A 21,001-nucleotide genomic window follows, 5' to 3' on the forward strand; every position below is an offset into this window, starting at 1 on the left:
TGTAAAAATATTCAGGCTTGATCTTTTGTTTCTTTTCCATCAAGGGAAAAGAAAAAATGTTGTGTTCCTCAACGTTTAATCTTTTGTTTCTTTTGAAATCAAAGATTCACGAACTCCAATAAATTATTAACTCGTGAGTAATCAAGACAAATCGAAGATTCAGCGAACACCAATTAAAATAAAAATTAAGTGAGCTAAAAGAAAAAATACTCTTCAAATAAAACAGCATAAACTCATGAAAACGCCTTCACGAAGTCTCATGACTTTTCTTTAAAAACTCTTGAAAACCGGAAATACGATAACAGTTCATATTAGACGATTAATTACAATACTTTTTTATCACATCATTAGCCTCTTCAACACCTAGTTGTCCTGCTTTACTAAAATCTAAACATCCTTCGTTTTTTTGGTTTAATTCTATTTTACAAAGTCCTCTATTGTAATATGCACCACCCCATTTAGAATAAATCTCTATAACCTTAGTATAATCTGAAATAGCACCACTGTAATCTTTTAGTCCAGCCTTTGCGATTCCTATGTAATAATATATATTGATATCATTAGGTTTAATCTCTATAACCTTAGTATAATCTGCAATAGCTCCTCTGTAATCTTTTAATAAAGACTTTGAAACTCCTCTTAACCGATATGCGTCGGCATAATTAGGATAAATAGCTATAGCCGTGGTATAATCTGAAATAGCCCCACTGTAATCTTCTAATTCTTCCTTTGATTGTCCTCTGCCAAGATACGCATCACTCCAATTAGGCTTAATCTCTATACACTTAGTAAAATCGATAATTGCTCCTTTGTAATCTTTAATTCGATTTTTTGCATTTGCTCTGTTGGAATACGCATATTTATTATTAGGTTCAATCTCTATAGCTTTAGTATAATCCTCAATAGCACCTTTGTAGTTTCCTAAATTGACCTTTGAACCTCCACTACTATTATAATCTTCGGCTGATTGACTATACCCACCTAAACTTGCCAACAAAACTATAAAACTTAATATTTTTTTTTTCATATTCATATTTCTTAGGCATTGCCTAAATTTATTCGTTCTTTTTCTCCTACCGCCAATGAGTTCCTCCTCTTCTGTGCCTAGTAGTTAATATCTTTAATCAGAACCCCGCTCCACGAAGTCTCATGACTTAACTTTTTTTTTAAGTTCTTGAAAACTGGAATTACTATAAAACAGGGTTATCTTCTAAACAGTCAAATCTTCAATCTGTTTTACCATAGTTAGTAGCCATCGGTATTCTTTTTTCATTGCGGGATAATCCAAATAGTTTTTGTCAGTTTGTATAAATCCACATTTTTCATAAAGATATTTTGCAGGGCTGCATTCCATAACCTTAAGCCAAATAACAGGACGAGCTTGCTCCTTAGACAGCGAAACTATAAATTCCATTATAGTTTTTCCAATTCCTTTCCCTATATATTCCTTTACTAAGTACAGCTTTTCTATTTCAGTACAATGTGATTCGGGATATGGGGCAATCATATTCTTTTTTATTTTAAAATAGCCTATTGCCTTGTCTGCATCATAGACCAAAAAGTAAAAAATCGTCGGTGATAAAAGTTCCTCTTTAAATTCCGTTTTCTTATAAAATTTGTCAAGATACCATGCTCCGCCATCAGACCATAAATAGGGATAGGTATCATTGTAAGTTTGTATTGCAATCTCAAATAGTAAATCAAGTTCGCTGGTTTGGCATTCTTTTATAGTAATCAATTGTCGTTTTTTTTTATTCAGTAGGATTAATTAGGAAGTAAATTTATAACAATAGTATTTACCAACTAAATCTATTTATAATAAATGATTTCAGAAACCAGCTCTGCGAAGTGTTCATTCTACACCGATTCCTAGATGTATACTCAAAAGCCCTCGTAACTGTATAGAACTTTTTCTGCTTGCCTTCTAATTGCCAATAACCCGATGGCGCGGAATTGCATAATTTTGTACTGAAAAAATTATAAGCATTACAATACATGTTTTTTTACTACTTTTAAAACTTAAATAATTAAACAAAACATACATGATACGCCATTCCGTAATTTTTAAATTTAAAAATACCATCACTGAAATTGAAAAACAAGATTTTTTTGAAGCTGCTCTGCAATTAACAGAGATACCCGGATTAGAGAATTTTGAAACATTAAAACAAACAAGCCCCAAAAACACTTTCGAGTTTGGTTTTTCAATGGAATTTGATACTTATTTAGTTTACGAAAATTATAATAATCATCCTTATCATACTTCATTTGTTCAAAATTATTGGTTAACAATGGTTGAGGATTTTTTAGAAATAGATTATGAGCCAATTATTGATATTTCTACATTAAAATAACAACCACAAAAACCGATCGCGCGGATTTGCACAAGAACGAAGTAAACTGACACAGTAATTCGTGACCATACTTTTGCCATATAGTTACCAAACCAAAAACAAGATAAGGATTTGCGCGCTGACCGTAGGAAGTAAGCAATAAACTCATGAAAACGTCCTCTTCCCCGCCCTTATATTTTTATTCTAGAAAATCACGGTAAGGATTTGCACGCTAGCAGGAGGGAACTAACAATAAACTTATGAAAACGTCCTCTTCCCGCCCTTATATTTTTAAACCAAAAATTATGGTAAGGATTTGCGCGCTGGCCGCTGGGAGTGCCCCCCTAGCGGAGCGGCTGGGGGCACGATAAAAAAATCCGTCCAATAATTTTTAGTTTAAAAATATTCAGGCTTGATTTTTTTGTTACTTTTTTCATCAAGGAAAAAAGTAAAATACCCTTCATAAATTAAAACTAGTACCCAACCTACAAAAGATTAAATCTAGGTTCCACAATCCTAATCAAAATTATTGGCAGCATAAACTCATGAAAACGTCCTCTTCCCCGCCCTTATATTTTTAAACAAAAAATCACGGTAAGGATTTGCGCATTGGCCGAAGGGAGTGCCCCTCGCAATAGGAAATCTGTAGCAAAAATAGACTCATTCAAATGCCCTCTCACCCGCCCTTATATTTTTAAACAAAAAATCACGGTAAGGATTTGCGCATTGGCCGAAGGGAGCTAGCAAAAACTTATGAAAACCTCCTCTTCCCCACCCTTATATTTTTATACCAAAAAATCACGGTAAGGATTTGCGCGCTGGCCGTAGGGAGTGACCCCCGAGTGAGTGCCCAGCACGAACGGCTGGGGTCACGATAGAAAAAATCCGTCCGATGATTTTTGGTGTAAAAATATTCTAGGCTTGAAATCGAAGATTCATGAATACCAAAAAAACAATATTAACCCATGAATATTTTTTTGTTACTTTTTTCATCAAGGAAAAAAGTAAAACGCCCTTCATAAATTTAAACTCGTAACCAACCTACAAACGAGACAAGTTTCACCGTCATATTACTTCTTGATACTTTCACTTATTTCATTAACACCAGATAACCTTTTGTCAGGATCTGTTTTTTATTTCCCCAAATCCCCCTCTGGTGCTCGTTTGTAATGAATACTTACTTATATGAATTAAATAACGCGTTTACAATACGGTTCTCATTCCCTTTTTCTGCATCCTTCTTTCTGCATCCTTCTTGCCTCTTTCCTCTTTCTTCTTTCCTCTTTCTTCTTTCCTCTTGCCTCTTGCTTCTTGCTTCTTCACTCTTCACTCCTATTTTTTAGTTTCAAAAGTATCGGCCTATAGCGGAATTGCATAATTTTGTACTGCATTAAATAACTAGCATCTTGATATCATAATATGAGCAATACATTTTCTAATAGCAGCCAAATTGGAATGGTATCCACTTTTTCTGAACTTGTAAATAAAGATTTTAAGGGAGAAATGAATGCCCTATGCTGGTATCGCAATTTGGAAGGTGATTTTAAAGAAATTGTAGGTAAACTGCAAATAATAGAAAATATAACGGAAGTTTATCCTAAAGATCTATTGGCACTCCAACTATCAGAAAAGGGGAATATAGCAAGGGAAATTATCTTAAATGATTTACGATTATTAGCTGATTTCGGAGCTTCTCCTTCTCTTAATTTACTTAAATGTTACGAACGGGATGATGAATTCGATTTCATATCCACCGATGTCTATTCGTATCATGTTGATCGTTCGCCCATTCCAACGGATACTTTTTTATGTACCTATCACGGAGCGGCAAGTGATATTATTTCTAATGAACAAGCGGAGCAAAAAATTCTAATTCCTGAAATTCGAAAAAAACTGGCAGCGCTACATGACGGCCCATCGGAGGAATTTGAAAACTTTTTAAAGGAAAATTATTTTGATTTGCATTATCAGGCACAGCCCCATGTAGTGCCTATTAATTTAGGATTAGGACATCTTTGGCGCCTAGCGGTGGATCATCCCAAACAACAGGTGCTACCTTGTATTCACAGAGCACCAATAGAAAATGAAGGAGAGTATCGTTTATTGCTAATTTGCTAAAAACCCAATCGCGCAGAATTGCACACAAACGAAAAGAACTGACACAGTAATTCGTGACCGTCTTTTTGCCATATAGTTGCCAACCAAAAAAACGGTAAAGATTTACTTAATACACTGGTAGTAACAATAAACTAATGAAAACGTCCTCTTCCCCCGCCCTTATATTTTTAAAGACAAAATAACGATAAAGATTTGCGCGCTGGCCGAGGGAGTAAGTAATAAACTCATGAAAACGTCTTATACCCCGCCCTTATAGTTGCCAAGCAAAAAATCACGGTAAAGATTTGCGCGCTGGCCGCAAGGAGTAAGCAATAAACTTATGTAAACGTCCTAATCCCCGCCCTTATATTTTTAAACCAAAAATTATGGTAAGGATTTGCGCGCTGGCCGCTGGGAGTGCCCCCCTAGCGGAGCGGCTGGGGGCACGATAAAAAAATCCGTCCAATAATTTTTAGTTTAAAAATATTGAGGCTTGATTTTTTGTTTCTTTTGTATCAAGACAAAAGAAAAAATGCCCTTCATAAATTAAAACTCGTAACCACCCTACAAAAGATTAAATCTAGATTCCGCAATCCCAGTCAAAATTATTAGCAACAATAACCTCATGTAAACGTCCTCTCCCCGCCCTTATATTTTTAAACCAAAAATTATGGTAAGGATTTGCGCGCTGGCCGCTGGGAGTGCCCCCCTAGCGGAGCGGCTGGGGGCACGATAAAAAAATCCGTCCAATAATTTTTAGTTTAAAAATATTGAGGCTTGATTTTTTGTTTCTTTTGTATCAAGACAAAAGAAAAAATGCTCTTTAAATAAAACAGTATAAACTCATTAAACGTCCTCTCCTCCGCCCTAATATTTTTTAAAGACAAAATAACGATAAAGATTTGCGCGTTGGCCGCAAGGAGTGACCCCCGAGCGAGTGTGAAACACGAGCGGCTGGGGTCGCGATAGGAGAAACCGAAACGAAGTGAGGTTCATCGAACACCAATAAAATAAGGGTTAAGTGAGATAAATCTGTCCGATGATTTTTAGTTTAAAAATATTCAGGCTTGAAATCGAAGATTCATGAATACCAAAAAAACAATATTAACCCATGAATATTTTTTTGTTACTTTTTTCATCAAGGAAAAAAGTAAAATGCCCTTCATAAATTAAAACTCGTTACCACCCTACAAAAGATTGAATCTAGATTCCGCAATCCCAGTCAAAATTATTAGCAACAATAACCTCATGTAAACGTCCTCTCCCCGCCCTTATATTTTTAAACCAAAAATTATGGTAAGGATTTGCGCGCTGGCCGCTGGGAGTGCCCCCCTAGCGGAGCGGCTGGGGGCACGATAAAAAAATCCGTCCAATAATTTTTAGTTTAAAAATATTGAGGCTTGATTTTTTGTTTCTTTTGTATCAAGACAAATCGAAGATTCAGCGAACACCACTTATAATAAAAATTAAGTGAGCTAAAAAAGTAAAATGCCCTTCATAAATTAAAACTCATAACCAACCTACAAAAGATTAAATCTAGATTCCGCAATCCCAATCAAAATTATTAGCCGCAATAAACTTATATAAACATCCTCTTCCACCCCTTATAGTTGCCAAACCAAAAATCACGACAAAAATTTGACGACTTACCGTAGCAAGTTACACCCTCCTCCTAAGCATGCCAAAATTGGAATTTACTAATAACCACAACCAACTCATTTACTAATAATTGCAAGAATTTAATCATAAAACACTATCTTTAAAATCCTATCCAAAAAAGAAAATATGGAAACTATAGAAGATGCTTTACCAGCTGATATCGCTCAGAATATAGCGTTGCTAAAAGAAGATTTAGACCTCAAAATTCCACCAAAAAAATTAGAAAAAAACCTTCTAATCGCCACTTGGAATATCCGGGGCTTTGGCGACATCACCCGCAAATGGAAATCGGCAATAAATGATAGTCCAAAAAGAGACTTTCACTCTTTAGTTTGTATCGCCGAAATTATCAAGCGCTTTGATGTGATTGCAATACAGGAAGTCAAATCCAATTTAAAAGGATTGCGTGACGTTCTAAAAGTATTGGGAAACGATTGGTCACTGATTCTTACTGATGTCAATCAAGGAGATGTGGGTAATGGCGAACGCATGGCCTACTTGTTTGATACCCGAAGAGTAAACTTATCCGGCTTGGCCTGTGAATTAGTGGTTCCAGACGAATGGACGCAAACAATTCCAAAAGGAATGCTTAACAAGCAATTTGTTCGTTCACCCTACGCAGTTAGTTTTAGATCCCAAAATCAAACTTTCATTCTAGTAACCCTTCATATCCTTTATGGCAAAACCTCAACTGATCGCATTACAGAACTTAAAGGAATTGCCAAATGGCTATCCTCTTGGGCGGATGACATCAATGCATACCATCAAAATCTAATTACTTTAGGGGACTTCAATATCGACGAACGTGGAGACTTACTCAATAACACTTTCATCTCAGAAGGAATGTACATCCCTCCCGCACTTCAAAACAGTAAAGTAACACGTTCCATTTTTGACGAAACCAAATACTACGACCAAATAGCTTGGTTCCAAGACAGCAATAAGAAAAACAACATATCATTGGAATTTATAACTGGTGGCAATTATGATTTTCTAAATACAACACTAATCAATCGAAATCTCACTAAGCAAGCCATGTCCTTTATGATGTCAGACCACTTCCCTCTCTGGGCAGAATTTAAATTATAAAACTCGTAACAAACCCTCAAACAAAGCAAATTTCCACAACACCAATAAACTCATAAAAACATCCTCTTTCACCTCTGTTTTTTCCATTTAAAATTTGAACCCGAGCGGTAGCGAACAAGCGAAGCAATTCAAAATAAAAAATTTCTTTCCTCCTTCTTCTGCCTTCTGCAACCTGCAACCTGCAGCCTCCTTTCTTTCCTCCTTCTTCTGACTTCTCCCTTCTGCCTTCTGCAACCTGCAGCCTCCTTTCTTTCCTCCTTCTTCTGACTTCTCCCTTCTGCCTTCTGCAACCTGCAGCCTCCTTTCTTTCCTCTTGCATCTTGCTTCTTTCCTCTTCAACCTGCAACCTGCAATCTGCAACCTCCCTTCTACACACTATGCAATTCGGGAATTTCACTATTCAATTCGGGAATACTACACTACACCATTTGCAACCTCAGGAACCCGTCAATAGATTTGCCCCCCGATTCATTTCTCGAATCAGTCCAATTGTAAATCTTAAACACCCCAAATGAAATTGTTTGCCGAATCATTGATATCCGAACTGGAACATCAATTAAAACTAATCCATCTGGAAACAGAAAATCCGATACTCGCTGCCGAACAGGCAATAAAAACTATAGTTATTGCCTTAGAAAAACTCAAATCCTTTTTCTTAAAATACAAATCGTTAAACAAGAAAGACGAAATTGAATTCTTTCGAGATATCAAACCACAATTCACTAGCAGGCTTATATATTACAATGAAATCTATAATATAGAAACCAATAAACCATTGGGTTCTCAAAAAACCATACACAAGTATTATAAAACAGAACTCGCTAAACTAAAAACCTTTTTTTATGAGAATCAAGAATTTTACCGCTATTACCGAACTAGTAACAATTGTCACGACAATAAATACTTCACACGGGCAAAATACGACCTTAAACTAATGGTGGACAGTTTTTATTTTCAGACAGACCCTCGTTTCACAACCTCCCATGACTATAAAGTCGCCTGCATAATAGCCAACGATGAGATCAAAGTTTTTCTGGAAGAACAAATTATTAAATTGAAAAAAAAGAAAACAAAAACGCAGACTCCTTCTCCACTTCCCAAATCTCAAAAATGGACAGGATCCAAAGTAGAATTAATCGAATTGATTTATGCATTGCATTCAGAAAACGTTTTTAATAATGGAGACTCAGGGCTTAAGGAAATAACAAGCTTTTTTGAATCAGCATTTAATATTGATTTAGGCCAATTCCACAGGGTTTTTCTCGAAATCCGAAACAGAAAATCGGATAGAACAAAATTTCTGAATACACTCAAAAACAAGCTAACAATCCGCATGGACAATGCAGATGAAAATTAAAAAAGGCTGCTCAAATCGAGCAGCCTTTTTAACGTTATAAGAACAAATTACCAACAGAATACTGATAATTGTTCTATTATTATAATGTACAATACTTTTAGTAATTGTCAGTATTACCACTTTAGTCTATAGCTGTGTTTTGACAACATCAACTTTATAATGAGCTACAAGTTTAATCCAGTCAGGATCAATACCATCTTCGGGTACATTCTTAGTTAAGTCAGATCGATATTTAACAATCCGCGAAGTAGTGTTCGCAAGACAAGAATTATGCATAAACAAAAAGGAGCCGCAAATTAATGCAATAAGAGATAAATTGAAATTTTTCATTTTGGTTAATGTTTTAAATGTTACTGATATTTTTTTTAATCAGTTCATTTCTCCCGGGGTAATCTGAACAATTTTGGTTTGGCTTTGCTCATAACAAAACCGTTTGAATTCAGGGCAAAACTAAAGGGACGTTATACCTTGTACAAGTCAAAAACTGTTCGATTCGAGAATCAATACTATGCAATTCCCGAATTAAACACACCACATTTCACAATAATAAACAATCAACCAGATAGTTACATTCAAATTAAAGGAAAGGTCCGTAACTAGGGGAATTCCTGAATCCATTAAACTATTTTAGCTACATTTATTTTACAACAAATAGAATCTTAAACACATTAATCTTGTCCTTTCTAATGACCAAGCCCCAATTTCTTAGAAATATGACAACCAAATACTTACTTATAGTATGGCTTTGCTTGTATCATTGTACTTATGCACAACAAAAAAACTTTACCATTCCAGACAGTCTTTTGTCCAAAGACTATGAATATTTCGATAAAAACATACGATACAAGGAAAAAGATAACGTCAAAGATCTACTCTATGCACAATCATGGTTAACCAAAGCAAAAAAAGAAAAAAACTTCAGCCAAATGGCAATGGCTTATAAAGCCTTAATTTATAAGACACAAAAAAAATTAGAACTTAAATATGCCGACAGCATTGTGATTGCTGCAAAACAAACTACTGACATTGAATTAATTGGATCGGCATACATGACAAAAGGAATAGTCTATTATGATCGTAAAGAGCAAATGAAGGCTCTTGATAATTACCTGGTAGCAGACGAATACATTTCAAAGACAAACAATAGATACCTCATATTTAAGGTGAAATATGTAATTGGACTTACCAAATTATACCTCGGTTTTTACGATGAAGCAATCACATTGTTTAAAGAATGTGCCAATTATTTCAAGAAAGAAAATGACCGTGCATACTTGAACTCACTTCATTCCTTAGGGCTTTGTTACAACCACATAGGAAATTATAAGTTGTGCAGTCAGATGAACCAAATAGGACTTATCGCAGGTAAGCATCTTAAAAGTTGGGATATGGTATGCTACTTCATCCAATCGGAGGGAGTCAACCAATATTTCAAACACAATTATAGTGACGCTATCCAGAAACTAACAATGATACTACCTGCTGTAAAACGTAAAAAAGATTTTGCAAACGAAACGGTAGCTTACTTTTACATTGGTAAAAGCTACAGCGCACAAAAGTTGCAGGAAAAAGCGATACCCTACTTCAAAAAGATTGATGAAGCCTTCCAAAAGCAAAATTACATACGTCCGGATTTACGGGAAGCATATGAATTACTGATCGATTACTATCAGCAGCAAAACAATAAGGAACTACAGTTGTACTACATACGTACTCTTTTAAAAGTGGATAAACTTCTGAATCAGGATTACAGATATCTTTCAGGAAGAATCCACAAAGAATATGATACAAAAAAATTACTCCAAACCCAAAGAGATATTGAGCAAGCTATGAAATATGAGATAGTTTGTGCACTGAGTATCATCATTGTACTGATAGTCATTATTGTTTTATTTATTTGCCGACATTTTAGAAATAAAAGACTTTTCAAAGAATTAATGAATCGCAATCCCGAAGTAATAAAATCGGTAGTTTCAAGTGATAGCAGCACAGAAATAGAATTGGGTATCAGCCCAGAAGTAGTCACCACAATTCTAAAAAATATAGAAAAATTTGAACTCAAAAAGAAGTATCTCGAAAAAGACATGACCTTGGGAAAAATGGCTTCCATCTTAAACACCAACCAAAAATATGTTTCAAAAATTATTGCACGCTATCGAAGCAAAGGGTCTATTGAATACGTAAACGATCTAAAAATCGATCATATAGTAGAATTACTGAAAAACGAAAACAAATACCGCAATTACACCTACAAAGCATTAGGAGACGAAGCAGGCTTCGGCTCCACTCAAAGCTTTACAAAAGCATTCAATAACCGAACAGGCCTATCTCCCACCTACTTCATCAATAAATTAAAAGATCAATCTGCAAATTGACAACCTTTACTCTTGCATCTTTACTCTTGCATCTTTATTCTAGGCTCTTTATTCTAGACTGCTTTACTATTTCCGCAATCCACATCCCCAATATTGTCCTCCTGACGAAAGAAGACACGAGCGATAACGAACTGGCGTAGCAACTCCACAATCCATTCCCCACAATATTGTCATCCTAACGAAGGAAGGACACAGCGATAGCGAACTGGCGCAGCAATCTCCACAATCCATTCCCCACAATATTGTCATCCTGACGAAGGAAGGACCTCCGCAAGCAACTCCACAATCCAAATCAAATAAATACCAATAATTAGCTAATGAAAACGTCCTCTCCCCTCCCTTATAGTTGCCAAACAAAAATAACGATAAGGATTTGCTCACCAGCTGAAGGGAGCTAGCAATTAACTTATGAAAACATCCTCTCCCCGCCCTTATAGTTGCCAAACAAAAATAACGGTAAGGATTTGCTCACCAACTGAAGGGAGCTAGCAATAAACTTATGAAAACGTCCTCTCCCCCGCCCTTATATTTTTAAACAAAAAATAACGGTAAGGATTTGCGCGCTGGCCGCTGGGAGTACCCCCCTAGCGCAGCGGCTGGGGGTACGATAGGAGAATCCGTCCGATTATTTTTAGTTTAAAAATATTCTAGGCTTGATCTTTTGTTTCTTTTCCATCAAGGGAAAAGAAAAAATGCTCTTCAAATAAAAAAAGTATTCTCTATTCTACTCTTATAGTTTCAATGCCAAAAATTCCCGATAAGAATTTGCAAGCCAGCCGAAAGGAGCGAGCAATAAACTCATGAAAACGTCCTCTCCCCGCCCTTATATTTTTAAAGACAAAATAACGATAAAGATTTGCGCGTTGGCCGCAGGGAGTGCCCCCCGAGCGAGTGTGAAACACGAGCGGCTAGGGTCACGATAGGAAATCGGTAACACAAATAGACTCATGAAAACGTCCTCTCCCCCGCCCTTATATTTTTAAACAAAAAATAACGGTAAGGATTTGCGCGCTGGCCGCTGGGAGTACCCCCCTAGCGTAGCGGCTGGGGGTACGATAGGAGAATCCGTCCGATTATTTTTAGTTTAAAAATATTCTAGGCTTGATCTTTTGTTTCTTTTCCATCAAGGGAAAAGAAAAAATGCTCTTCAAATAAAAAAAGTATTCTCTATTCTACTCTTATAGTTTCAATGCCAAAAATTCCCGATAAGAATTTGCAAGCCAACCGAAAGAAGCTAGCAATAAACTTATGAAAACGTCCTCTCCCCGCCCTTATATTTTTAAAGGCAAAATAACGATAAAGATTTGCGCACTGGCCGCTGGGAGTGACCCCCGAGTCGAGTGTGAAACACGAGCGGCTGGGGTCCCAATAGGAAATCAGTAACACAAATAGACTCATGAAAACGTCCTCTCCCCGCCCTTATATTTTTAAAGACAAAATAACGATAAAGATTTGCGCGTTGGCCGCAGGGAGTGACCCCCGAGCGAGTGTGAAACACGAGCGGCTAGGGTCACGATAGGAAATCGGTAACACAAATAGACTCATGAAAACGTCCTCTTCCCCGCCCTTATATTTTTAAACAAAAAATAACGGTAAGGATTTGCGCACTGGCCGCTGGGAGTACCCCCCTAGCGTAGCGGCTGGGGGTACGATAGGAGAATCCGTCCGATTATTTTTAGTTTAAAAATATTCAGGCTTGATTTTTTTGTTACTTTTTTCATCAAGGAAAAAAGTAAAAATATCTTCAAATAAATTTGATCCACATACAATCAGAAAAAACTTCTTACAGTTTTTTCTTTCACAACTTGTGCCCCCCTTGTGATAAAGAAACAATCAATCCCTACAATTTTACATCGAAATAATTTAAGAAAAACCTTAAACCTAAAAAATGAATTACATTAAACATCTTACAGGATTCTTCGATAAAATAATCCAAGACCCAAATCTCAACCCAACACATATTAGTCTGTACATGGCACTATTCCAATTTTGGAACGTCAACCGTTTCAAAAACCCAATAAGCATAACCAGGGAAGAGGTAATGCACATCAGCAAAATTTGTTCTAAAGCAACCTATCACAAATGCATGAGAGAATTGAATGAAAAAAAGTATATAAAATACATGCCTTCCTTCAATCCTTTTAAGGGAAGTATGGTAGTCTTGTTCAATTTTTCAGAGGATCCAAAACCAGTTCAAAAAAGAGATTCCAACACCAAAAAGAACATACCAAAAACTGAACAGGTTCTAAACAGGCAGGAAACAAGTAGTAAAACAGGCATTGAACAAGCGCTGGTACCTTCTATAAACTATATAAACAATTTAAACATTTCAAACTTGGATGAGCCATCACAAAATTTCAAAATGCATGTTGCTTTCTCCAGCTATGAAAAAGACAAAATAGAAAAAGAGCGGCATATTAATAATTTGGATAATCCCGCAAAAAAAGAAAAAATCAAACCTACTTTTGATGAAATCAAAACCCACTTCGAAAAACAAAAATTTCCAGAACTCGAAGCCCAAAAATTTTTCAATTACTTCTCCAGCAATGGCTGGCTCGTTGGTGGCAAAACTCCAATGGCCGACTGGACTGCCGCTGCACAAAACTGGATGCTAAACGCAAACAAATTCAGCACCACTACAAAACCAAACAGAGCAAAACACCTCACCACAAAAACCGACAAAAATTACTCGGAACCACTATAATGAACCCCAAGTACTCTCACAATCCCTCTCAATCCGAGGGGTTCAAGAGTGCAAAAATCTGTGCTAAATCTGTTAGTTTGTTCCCATGAAGTAACCACTTTACTCTGCATTCTGAAATCTGAAATCTGAAATCTCCACTCAGAAATCTGAAATCTTCACTCTGCTTTCTGCAATCTCCACTCTGCAATCTGCAATCTTGACTCTTTCCTCTTGACTCTTTCTGTCAGATCTAAAAACTAAATTTATTATGAATGAAGCATATAATTATTCAGAAGTGATTATCTGGTTAGAAAATAAGGGCAAAAACCGCTACGGTAACCATTTCAAAATTCTCGACACCGACTATCCAATTATTTTTAAACTAATAGCATACTTCCTTAAAGACGAACAAATGTGTTTACAATATGGAATCAACCTTGACAGAGGAATACTCCTGTCAGGTCCGGTTGGTTGTGGCAAAACATCACTAATGAATTTGATGAAAGACCTCACCCCTACGGCACACAAATTCTTGATAAAACCATCTCGGGACATCAGTTTTGAATTTATCAAGGACGGTTACGAAATCATCCACAAATACAGCAAGTCGGCCCCAAAAACAATTTGTTTCGATGATCTAGGAACAGAAAATAATCTCAAATACTTCGGTAATGAATGCAATGTCATGGCCGAAATCCTTTTAAGCCGTTACGACCTATTTATAACTAAAAAAATAATGACTCACATAACCACCAACCTATCCGCTTCAGAAATCGAAGCAATCTACGGAAACCGAGTCCGTTCCCGACTACGCTCCACACTAAACCTTATCGCTTTCGACAAAGATGCCAAAGACAAACGATAACATTTCCCTCATTACTATCTTTCCTCATTACTATACTACCTTCTCGCAATATTGTCCTCCCGAGGTACGAGGGAACTCCGCAAGAAACTCCACAATCCCAGTAAAATAGGCAATAGCAATTATAAACTCATAAAAACGTCCTCTTCCCCGCCCTTATATTTTATTCACAATATAGTCCACACAATATTGTCATCCTGACGAAGGAAGGACCTCCACAAGCAACTCCACAATCCAAATCAAATAAACACCAATAATTGGCTCATGAAAACGTCTTTGGTCGCCCTTATATTTTTAAACAAAAAATCACGGTAAGGATTTGCGCGTTGGCCGCAGGGAGTGACCCCCGAGCGAGTGTGAAACACGAGCGGCTGGGGTCGCGATAGGAAAATCCGTCTGATGATTTTTGAAATAAAAATATTCTAGGCTTGATTTTTTTGTTACTTTTTTCATCAAGGAAAAAAGTAAAAATCTCTTAAAAAAACACAAACTCGTAACTAAACTTCAATCATTAAACCCACAAGCGGAGCAACTCCCGAACCACATAAAATCAACAGCAACAATAAACTCATGAAAACGTCCTCTTCCCCGCCCTTATATTTTTAAACAAAAAATCACGGTAAGGATTTGCGTGTTGGCCGTAGGGAGTGACCCCCGAGTGAGTGCCCAGCACGAACGGCTGGGGTCGCGATAGGAGAAACCGAAACGAAGTGAGGTTCATCGAACACCAATAAAAATAAGGGTTAAGTGAGATAAATCCGTCCGATGATTTTTAGTTTAAAAATATTGAGGCTTGAAATCGAAGATTCATGAATACCAAAAAGCAATATTAACCCATGAATATTTTTTTGTTACTTTTTTCATCAAGGAAAAAAGTAAAATGCTCTTAAAAAAATATAAACTCGTAACTAAAAACCCACAAGCGAAGTAACTCCCGATCCACGTAAAATCAACAGCAACAATAAACTCATGAAAACGTCCTCTTCCCCGCCCTTATATTTTTAAAGACAAAATAACGATAAAGATTTGCGCGTTGGCCGTAGGGAGCGACCCCCGAGTCGAGTGTGAAACACGAGCGGCTGGGGTCGTGATAAAAAAAATCTGTTCGATTATTTTATCTTTAAAAATATTCAGGCTTGATTTTTTGTTTCTTTTGTATCAAGACAAAAGAAAAAATGCTCTTCAATAAACTCATGAAAACGTCCTTTGCTAAGTTACAACCACGAGATCCAGATTGTCATAATTTTCACAATAACAAACAATAATCCAAATATTATACTAAATTCAAACTAAATTCAAACTATTAAACTAATTTTAGAATTAAAAACAATAACTAATTATGAAAATAAAATTTTTAATATTCATTACTCTATTTGTGGTGTCAAATTCTTTTGGACAGGGAGAATTACCTTCACATTCAGTTTGGACAAAAGAAAAAGCAGTTACTTGGTATTCTAAATATCCATGGTTAAGAGGTTGTAATTTTCAACCCAGTACTGCGGTGAATCAAGTAGAAATGTGGTCTGGCGAAACATTTGATGCAGCAACGATTGATAAAGAACTCGGATGGGCACAGGAATTAGGTTTTAATCTTATGAGAGTGTATTTAAGTAGTGAAGTCTGGAAAAAGGACCCGGAAGGTTTCAAAAAAAGAATGGATGAATATCTTACTATTTCCAGCAAACATGATATTCTTACGTTATTTGTTTTTTTCGATGACTGCTGGGGTAAAGAAACCGTTTCGGGTACGCAACCAATGCCAAAACCAGGGATCCACAATTCGGGGTGGGTACAAGACCCAGCCGTGAGTCTGCGTACAAATACGTCTAAACTTTATCCTGTATTAGAAAAATATGTGAAAGATGTGCTGATTACTTTTAAAGACGATAAGCGCATTTTACTATGGGATTTATACAATGAGCCTGGAAATGAAAAGCATGGCTTAGAATCATTACCATTATTGCAAAATGTTTTCAAATGGGCTCGAGAGGTCAATCCCTCACAACCATTAAGTGCTGGAATTTGGAATTTGGATGATTCATACAATCAATTGAATGTTTTTCAGCTTAGCAATTCAGATGTTATCACCTATCATAATTATGAGAATAAGGATAGGCACAAAATGCAAATTGATATGTTAAAACTTTACGGACGTCCCTTACTGTGTACCGAATATATGGCACGAAGAAATAAAAGCACCTTTAATGAGATAATGCCTTTGCTGAAAGAAAACAAGGTAGGAGCAATTAATTGGGGGTTCGTATCTGGTAAAACCAATACCATTTTTGCATGGGATGAGCCTAAACCAAATGAAAAAGAACCAATCTTATGGTTTCATGATATTCTACGCCAAGACAAAAGCCCTTTTGACCCTAATGAAATTGTTTTCATTAAAAAAATGACAGGAAAATAATGAGTTCTAAATGACATCATTACAAAATACTGATTTAATCCGTACACCCGTAGCCGCAATTCCCCAAAATATTGTCCTCCTGACGAAGGAAGGACCTCCACAAGCAGCTCCGCAAACCAAGTAAAACCAACCCAATAATAAACTCATGCAAACCTCCTCTTCCCTGCCCTTATATTTTATTCACAATATAGTCCACACAATATTGTCATCCTGACGAAGGAAGGACCTCCACAAGCAGCTCCACAATCCAAATCAAATAAACACCAATAATAGACTCATGAAAACGTCTTTGGTCGCCCTTATATTTTTAAAGACAAAATAACGATAAAGATTTGCGCGCTGGCCGCAGGGAGTGACCCCCGAGCGAGTGTGAAACACGAGCGGCTGGGGTCGCGATAGAGAAAATCTGTTCGATTATTTTATCTTTAAAAATATTCAGGCTTGATCTTTTGTTTCTTTTCCATCAAGACAAAAGAAAAAATGCTCTTAACAAATAAAAAGTCCAAATAATTAAACGATTACCCTTCTCAACAATTAAACGATTCAACGATTCAACAATTAAACAATTAAACAAAAAAGCAATTAAACAAAAAAGCCCATTCCTTTCGGATTGGGCTTTCTCTAACATCACACTAAGTCAAAACGACTCAACTAAAACTACTTCTTGTACCTCTTAACAATAAATTTAAGCATCATTGACAATAAAAAACTAACTATAGCTCCAAGTGCAGCCAATAAAACAGTTTTCAAAACATCCTCCGAATGCAAATTCGGCAATACACTCAAAAAAGTGCCACCAGCAGTACCAATTAATGTAGGATTACTGGATGGCATCTAAATCATCGTTAAGACTCGTAAGCTGGCTGACTACAGATAACACGCCACCAGCAACAGCCAGATAACCACCAATGGTACTAATCACTACAGGCAAAGCAATTGGTGCTGTCAAAACAGTTCCACCAACAGCTGCCAATGCCAATCCGATATTTCGAAGCACTTTAAAAAATTTCGGTAAGGGCGTTTTTGCTCTTTTTACTATATTCATAATTACAATTTTAAGATTTAACAATTAATAAAACCTTTACCTCACGCTCCAAACTTTTATAAACTAAGCTTTTCAATTTGATAAAAGCTTGTCGCGATTCAAGGCCCAAACCGGGACCTGAAAGTTTCATTACTGGAGCAATACAGCCATTCAATTCTCTTAGAGCATTATTAGCGGGATGAAACAAAATAAAACTTCTGTTTTCCACATCAACTACTTCAATATGCCATCGATTTTTTTTACTGTATCGCTTTCTCAAGACATACTCCCCTTCTGGAATGCAGGAAACCTGATTGGCATTATCAAGCCAAGGCAATTCAATAGTATAGCAAATGAATCTGCCCTCACATTCAAGTTTTCCGTTAGTCCCATCAGGGAAATAAGTTCTGGATAATAAAAACACCATCTTACAATCCACTTACTTGAACCAATGCCAAGGGATTGAATGCGCCATTCTTTAAAGGATACATACGACCATTTACCCCTTGATAGAATTCAACTCCCAAAGCCAGAAATAAAGGTTTGGTACTATTAGCCGTCACGGTATTCAAATGATTAATGACAACTGTTGGCTCACTGTCCCAAGGCAGGATAGCCGTTTCAGAATTTGCTGTGACAAATGTTTCAGCTTCAAAATCAATTTCTGCTCCTGCCGATATGATCTTAAAGTGGGTAGTCCCTCCTGGGGCGGCAATCATATTTACAGGTATGAAGGGTTCCAAATCAACTGTAATTTCACCACTAACACGGTCAATCCCTCCCGTAAATGGAGCAAATAAAGTCGTTCCCAATTTTCCTGTGATGTTAAAATCAAAACCTTTAAGCAATTCTGCCTCGCCATCAATGACGTTTCGAAGACCACGTTCATTGGTCGCATCTGCCTGAATTACTTTCATCATCAATTGAGTAAGTCGACTGACCATTCTGCTGTCTGAAGAATTCAACAATAAAGTTCGCAAAGCCAAACGCAAAGTTTTCCCTGCTTTACCAGCCCTACCAAACTCAGCCCCATTCTCACGTGTACGTTGAAATGCAGGATCATTAGCTATTCTGTTGGCATCAATACCACCCTTCTCGCGGGCAATGTACCCATCCTTTGATTTATAAAAAGTAATATCCCCGATAGTACCTTTCAATTTAATTATGCCTTTCTGTTTTGCCATAATAGTTTAAAATTTAAGTTTAAAAATGATTGATCTACTCTTTCATCCTGAATATTCGTTGCAACTAAATCGGGATTGATCTCGGCAAATATTTCATCATTTAAATCATATTTCAAAACAGGATGGTCAAAAACGGTAGTAAAAAGCCTATAATAGACTCATTTAGTAACTTAAAAACAAAGTAATTTTCTTATCTTTGTTCCAGTAGGGAGAAAGAGGCTCAAAGCCCTACCCTAAGTATGGATAGTGTATTAAAAGTAGTAGTGTGATAGCAGGAAACATCAGGGTATGTATTTATCCAAAAGATGTACAACGTATTACCGGTAAAACATACAGACAGGCAAGGTTGTATTTAAACAAAATTAAAGACAACTTGAATAAAGAACCACATCAGTTAATTTCGATAGAGGAATTTTGTTCGTATTCAGGCCTGCAGTTAGAACATGTTTTACGTTGTATAATCGGATAGGAATCCAAGAATTAAAAAGTCTATCACTCATCTATACTATAACAATACCAGTTCAAAAAGCTGACTAAATAATAGCATAACTATTCAATAATCAAACACTAATCAGGATACATACTTTATGAGATTTACAATGATTGATGTAGTTTTTCACATGGTACAAATTCGATTAACTGATTAATCAGCCACATTAAGCTCCTTGAAAACGAAGAAATTAATAGTGTCATTCCATTTTTCAGTGAACTTACATATTCATTTTAAAATAAAACAAAAAGCCTGTAAATCCAAAGATTTACAGGCTTTTTGTTTTTACTTTTTCTACTAATTAATACGATACATAATCTTTAATTTCCAAGCCGTACCCTATCATACCAACACGTTTAGTTTGCTGTGTATTCGACAATAATCGAATTTTGGAGATGTCGATATCATGTAATATTTGAGCACCAATACCAAAATCTTTATTGTCCATTTTTACTTGTGGTGCTTTAAATTCACCTTTAGCTTGCAAACACTTCAATTCGGATATGCGGTTCAATAAATCTATTGGTGCCACTTCTTGATTGATAAACAAAACAGCCCCTTTCCCTTCCTGATTGATCAATTGAAACATATCATCCAGTTTCTTATTGGCATCATTGGTCAGCGTACCCAATATATCATTATTTACAGATGTAGAATTGATACGGGTTAGAATTGGTTCACCAATATTCCAAGTTCCTTTGGTCAAGGCAATATGTATTTGCTTGTTGGTTGTTTGTTGATAGGCTCTAAGTCTGAAAGTCCCAAAACGGGTTTCAATATCATAATCTTCTTTCTTTACAATCAAACTGTCGTGCTGCATTCTATAAGCAACCAACGCTTCGATAGAAACCAATTTTAAGTCAAATTTCTTGGCAACTTTCACCAATTGTGGAAGTCTGGCCATAGAACCGTCTTCATTCATGATTTCGACAATTACTCCCGCCGATTTAAATCCAGCCAAACGTGCAAAATCAATAGCAGCTTCGGTATGTCCTGTTCTTCTCAAAACCCCTCCTTGCTTAGCAATCAATGGAAATATATGACCAGGACGTGCCAAATCATGAGGTTTAGTATCTGCATTTACTAATGAAAGTACTGTTTTTGCTCTATCAGAAGCAGATATACCTGTGGTTACTCCATTACCCCTTAAATCCACCGAAACCGTAAAAGCTGTTTCCATTGGATCGGTATTGTTACTTACCATCACATGCAATCCTAGTTCTTTACAACGACTTTCCGTCAATGGAGCACAAATTAAACCGCGACCATGTGTTGCCATAAAGTTGATCATTTCAGGTGTTACTTTTTCAGCGGCAGCCAGAAAATCTCCTTCATTTTCACGGTCTTCATCATCAACCACAATAATTACTTTGCCTTGACGAATATCTTCAATAGCTTCTTCTATTGTGTTGAGTTGTATTTTTGTAGTGGACAT

The 21,001-nt window shown here is 36.4% G+C and carries 17 protein-coding genes; 8 read left to right on the forward strand and 9 right to left on the reverse strand.

Annotation, left to right across the window (positions count from 1 at the left end; genetic code table 11):
* Positions 1-319: 319 nt before the first annotated feature.
* The gene (locus J2W95_RS00175; RefSeq protein WP_310002692.1) at positions 320-1,027 is read right to left on the reverse strand and encodes a tetratricopeptide repeat protein; all 708 of its coding nucleotides are present in this window, start codon (positions 1,025-1,027) and stop codon (positions 320-322) included.
* A 183-nt stretch (positions 1,028-1,210) separates the two neighbouring features.
* Entirely contained in the window at positions 1,211-1,738 is a 528-nt protein-coding gene (locus tag J2W95_RS00180; RefSeq protein ID WP_310002694.1) for a GNAT family N-acetyltransferase, read from the reverse strand.
* 304 nt (positions 1,739-2,042) lie between these two features.
* On the opposite strand from J2W95_RS00180, the gene J2W95_RS00185 reads away from it, so the two are divergent.
* The 3 genes from J2W95_RS00185 to J2W95_RS00195 all read left to right on the forward strand — a co-directional run bounded on the left by J2W95_RS00185 (position 2,043) and on the right by J2W95_RS00195 (position 7,178).
* On the forward strand, positions 2,043-2,354 hold the full coding sequence (locus J2W95_RS00185) for a Dabb family protein (protein ID WP_310002696.1): 312 nt from the start codon (positions 2,043-2,045) through the stop codon (positions 2,352-2,354).
* Positions 2,355-3,752: 1,398 nt separating this feature from the next.
* Positions 3,753-4,451 carry a DUF1826 domain-containing protein gene (locus J2W95_RS00190; RefSeq protein WP_310002698.1) on the forward strand — a complete coding sequence of 233 codons (699 nt, stop codon included), beginning with the start codon at positions 3,753-3,755 and terminating at the stop codon, positions 4,449-4,451.
* Between the two features lie 1,764 nt (positions 4,452-6,215).
* Positions 6,216-7,178 (forward strand): endonuclease/exonuclease/phosphatase family protein, encoded by a 963-nt coding sequence (locus J2W95_RS00195; RefSeq protein WP_310002700.1) that lies wholly within the window; start codon positions 6,216-6,218, stop codon positions 7,176-7,178.
* A 16-nt stretch (positions 7,179-7,194) separates the two neighbouring features.
* On the opposite strand, the gene J2W95_RS00200 is transcribed toward J2W95_RS00195, so the two are convergent.
* A complete protein-coding gene (locus tag J2W95_RS00200; protein ID WP_310002702.1) occupies positions 7,195-7,575 on the reverse strand; it encodes a hypothetical protein in 381 nt (126 codons plus the stop codon).
* Between the two features lie 114 nt (positions 7,576-7,689).
* On the opposite strand from J2W95_RS00200, the gene J2W95_RS00205 reads away from it, so the two are divergent.
* Both J2W95_RS00205 and J2W95_RS00210 read left to right on the forward strand, forming a co-directional pair.
* On the forward strand, positions 7,690-8,535 hold the full coding sequence (locus J2W95_RS00205) for an RteC domain-containing protein (RefSeq protein WP_310002704.1): 846 nt from the start codon (positions 7,690-7,692) through the stop codon (positions 8,533-8,535).
* Positions 8,536-9,248: 713 nt separating this feature from the next.
* On the forward strand, positions 9,249-10,910 hold the full coding sequence (locus tag J2W95_RS00210; RefSeq protein WP_310002706.1) for an AraC family transcriptional regulator: 1,662 nt from the start codon (positions 9,249-9,251) through the stop codon (positions 10,908-10,910).
* A gap of 66 nt (positions 10,911-10,976) precedes the next feature.
* On the opposite strand, the gene J2W95_RS00215 is transcribed toward J2W95_RS00210, so the two are convergent.
* Positions 10,977-11,291 carry a hypothetical protein gene (locus tag J2W95_RS00215; protein ID WP_310002708.1) on the reverse strand — a complete coding sequence of 105 codons (315 nt, stop codon included), beginning with the start codon at positions 11,289-11,291 and terminating at the stop codon, positions 10,977-10,979.
* 1,507 nt (positions 11,292-12,798) lie between these two features.
* On the opposite strand from J2W95_RS00215, the gene J2W95_RS00220 reads away from it, so the two are divergent.
* The 3 genes from J2W95_RS00220 to J2W95_RS00230 all read left to right on the forward strand — a co-directional run bounded on the left by J2W95_RS00220 (position 12,799) and on the right by J2W95_RS00230 (position 16,868).
* Positions 12,799-13,614 (forward strand): transcriptional regulator, encoded by an 816-nt coding sequence (locus J2W95_RS00220; protein ID WP_310002711.1) that lies wholly within the window; start codon positions 12,799-12,801, stop codon positions 13,612-13,614.
* Positions 13,615-13,861: 247 nt separating this feature from the next.
* Complete coding sequence (locus J2W95_RS00225) at positions 13,862-14,458, forward strand: P-loop NTPase family protein (protein ID WP_310002712.1); 597 nt, start codon at positions 13,862-13,864, stop codon at positions 14,456-14,458.
* 1,336 nt (positions 14,459-15,794) lie between these two features.
* Entirely contained in the window at positions 15,795-16,868 is a 1,074-nt protein-coding gene (locus J2W95_RS00230) for a cellulase family glycosylhydrolase (RefSeq protein ID WP_310002714.1), read from the forward strand.
* Positions 16,869-17,525: 657 nt separating this feature from the next.
* Here J2W95_RS00230 and J2W95_RS00235 read toward each other — a convergent pair.
* From J2W95_RS00235 to ribB, 5 genes are all read right to left on the reverse strand, one after another.
* Entirely contained in the window at positions 17,526-17,702 is a 177-nt protein-coding gene (locus tag J2W95_RS00235; protein ID WP_310002716.1) for a hypothetical protein, read from the reverse strand.
* The gene (locus J2W95_RS00240; protein ID WP_310002718.1) at positions 17,689-17,913 is read right to left on the reverse strand and encodes a hypothetical protein; all 225 of its coding nucleotides are present in this window, start codon (positions 17,911-17,913) and stop codon (positions 17,689-17,691) included. Before J2W95_RS00240 ends, J2W95_RS00235 begins: the two co-directional genes overlap by 14 nt.
* Positions 17,914-17,923: 10 nt before the next feature.
* A complete protein-coding gene (locus J2W95_RS00245) occupies positions 17,924-18,319 on the reverse strand; it encodes a DUF5675 family protein (RefSeq protein WP_310002720.1) in 396 nt (131 codons plus the stop codon).
* A gap of 1 nt (position 18,320) precedes the next feature.
* On the reverse strand, positions 18,321-19,076 hold the full coding sequence (locus tag J2W95_RS00250; protein ID WP_310002722.1) for a hypothetical protein: 756 nt from the start codon (positions 19,074-19,076) through the stop codon (positions 18,321-18,323).
* Positions 19,077-19,867: 791 nt separating this feature from the next.
* Positions 19,868-21,001 carry a 3,4-dihydroxy-2-butanone-4-phosphate synthase gene (gene ribB, locus J2W95_RS00255; RefSeq protein WP_310002724.1) on the reverse strand — a complete coding sequence of 378 codons (1,134 nt, stop codon included), beginning with the start codon at positions 20,999-21,001 and terminating at the stop codon, positions 19,868-19,870.

Origin of the sequence: Flavobacterium granuli (assembly GCF_031456055.1) — a bacterium.
GTDB classification, from domain to species: domain Bacteria; phylum Bacteroidota; class Bacteroidia; order Flavobacteriales; family Flavobacteriaceae; genus Flavobacterium; species Flavobacterium granuli_A.

Bases quoted from the DNA above. Each gene is read 5' to 3' on its own strand.
- J2W95_RS00190 (WP_310002698.1), top strand. From the start codon at position 3,753: ATGAGCAATACATTTTCTAATAGCAGCCAAATTGGAATGGTATCCACT.
- J2W95_RS00250 (WP_310002722.1), bottom strand. From the start codon at position 19,076: ATGGCAAAACAGAAAGGCATAATTAAATTGAAAGGTACTATCGGGGAT.
- J2W95_RS00235 (WP_310002716.1), bottom strand. From the start codon at position 17,702: ATGCCATCCAGTAATCCTACATTAATTGGTACTGCTGGTGGCACTTTT.
- J2W95_RS00225 (WP_310002712.1), top strand. From the start codon at position 13,862: ATGAATGAAGCATATAATTATTCAGAAGTGATTATCTGGTTAGAAAAT.
- J2W95_RS00195 (WP_310002700.1), top strand. From the start codon at position 6,216: ATGGAAACTATAGAAGATGCTTTACCAGCTGATATCGCTCAGAATATA.
- J2W95_RS00210 (WP_310002706.1), top strand. From the start codon at position 9,249: ATGACAACCAAATACTTACTTATAGTATGGCTTTGCTTGTATCATTGT.
- J2W95_RS00175 (WP_310002692.1), bottom strand. From the start codon at position 1,027: ATGAAAAAAAAAATATTAAGTTTTATAGTTTTGTTGGCAAGTTTAGGT.
- ribB (WP_310002724.1), bottom strand. From the start codon at position 21,001: ATGTCCACTACAAAAATACAACTCAACACAATAGAAGAAGCTATTGAA.
- J2W95_RS00185 (WP_310002696.1), top strand. From the start codon at position 2,043: ATGATACGCCATTCCGTAATTTTTAAATTTAAAAATACCATCACTGAA.
- J2W95_RS00205 (WP_310002704.1), top strand. From the start codon at position 7,690: ATGAAATTGTTTGCCGAATCATTGATATCCGAACTGGAACATCAATTA.
- J2W95_RS00245 (WP_310002720.1), bottom strand. From the start codon at position 18,319: ATGGTGTTTTTATTATCCAGAACTTATTTCCCTGATGGGACTAACGGA.
- J2W95_RS00240 (WP_310002718.1), bottom strand. From the start codon at position 17,913: ATGAATATAGTAAAAAGAGCAAAAACGCCCTTACCGAAATTTTTTAAA.
- J2W95_RS00230 (WP_310002714.1), top strand. From the start codon at position 15,795: ATGAAAATAAAATTTTTAATATTCATTACTCTATTTGTGGTGTCAAAT.
- J2W95_RS00220 (WP_310002711.1), top strand. From the start codon at position 12,799: ATGAATTACATTAAACATCTTACAGGATTCTTCGATAAAATAATCCAA.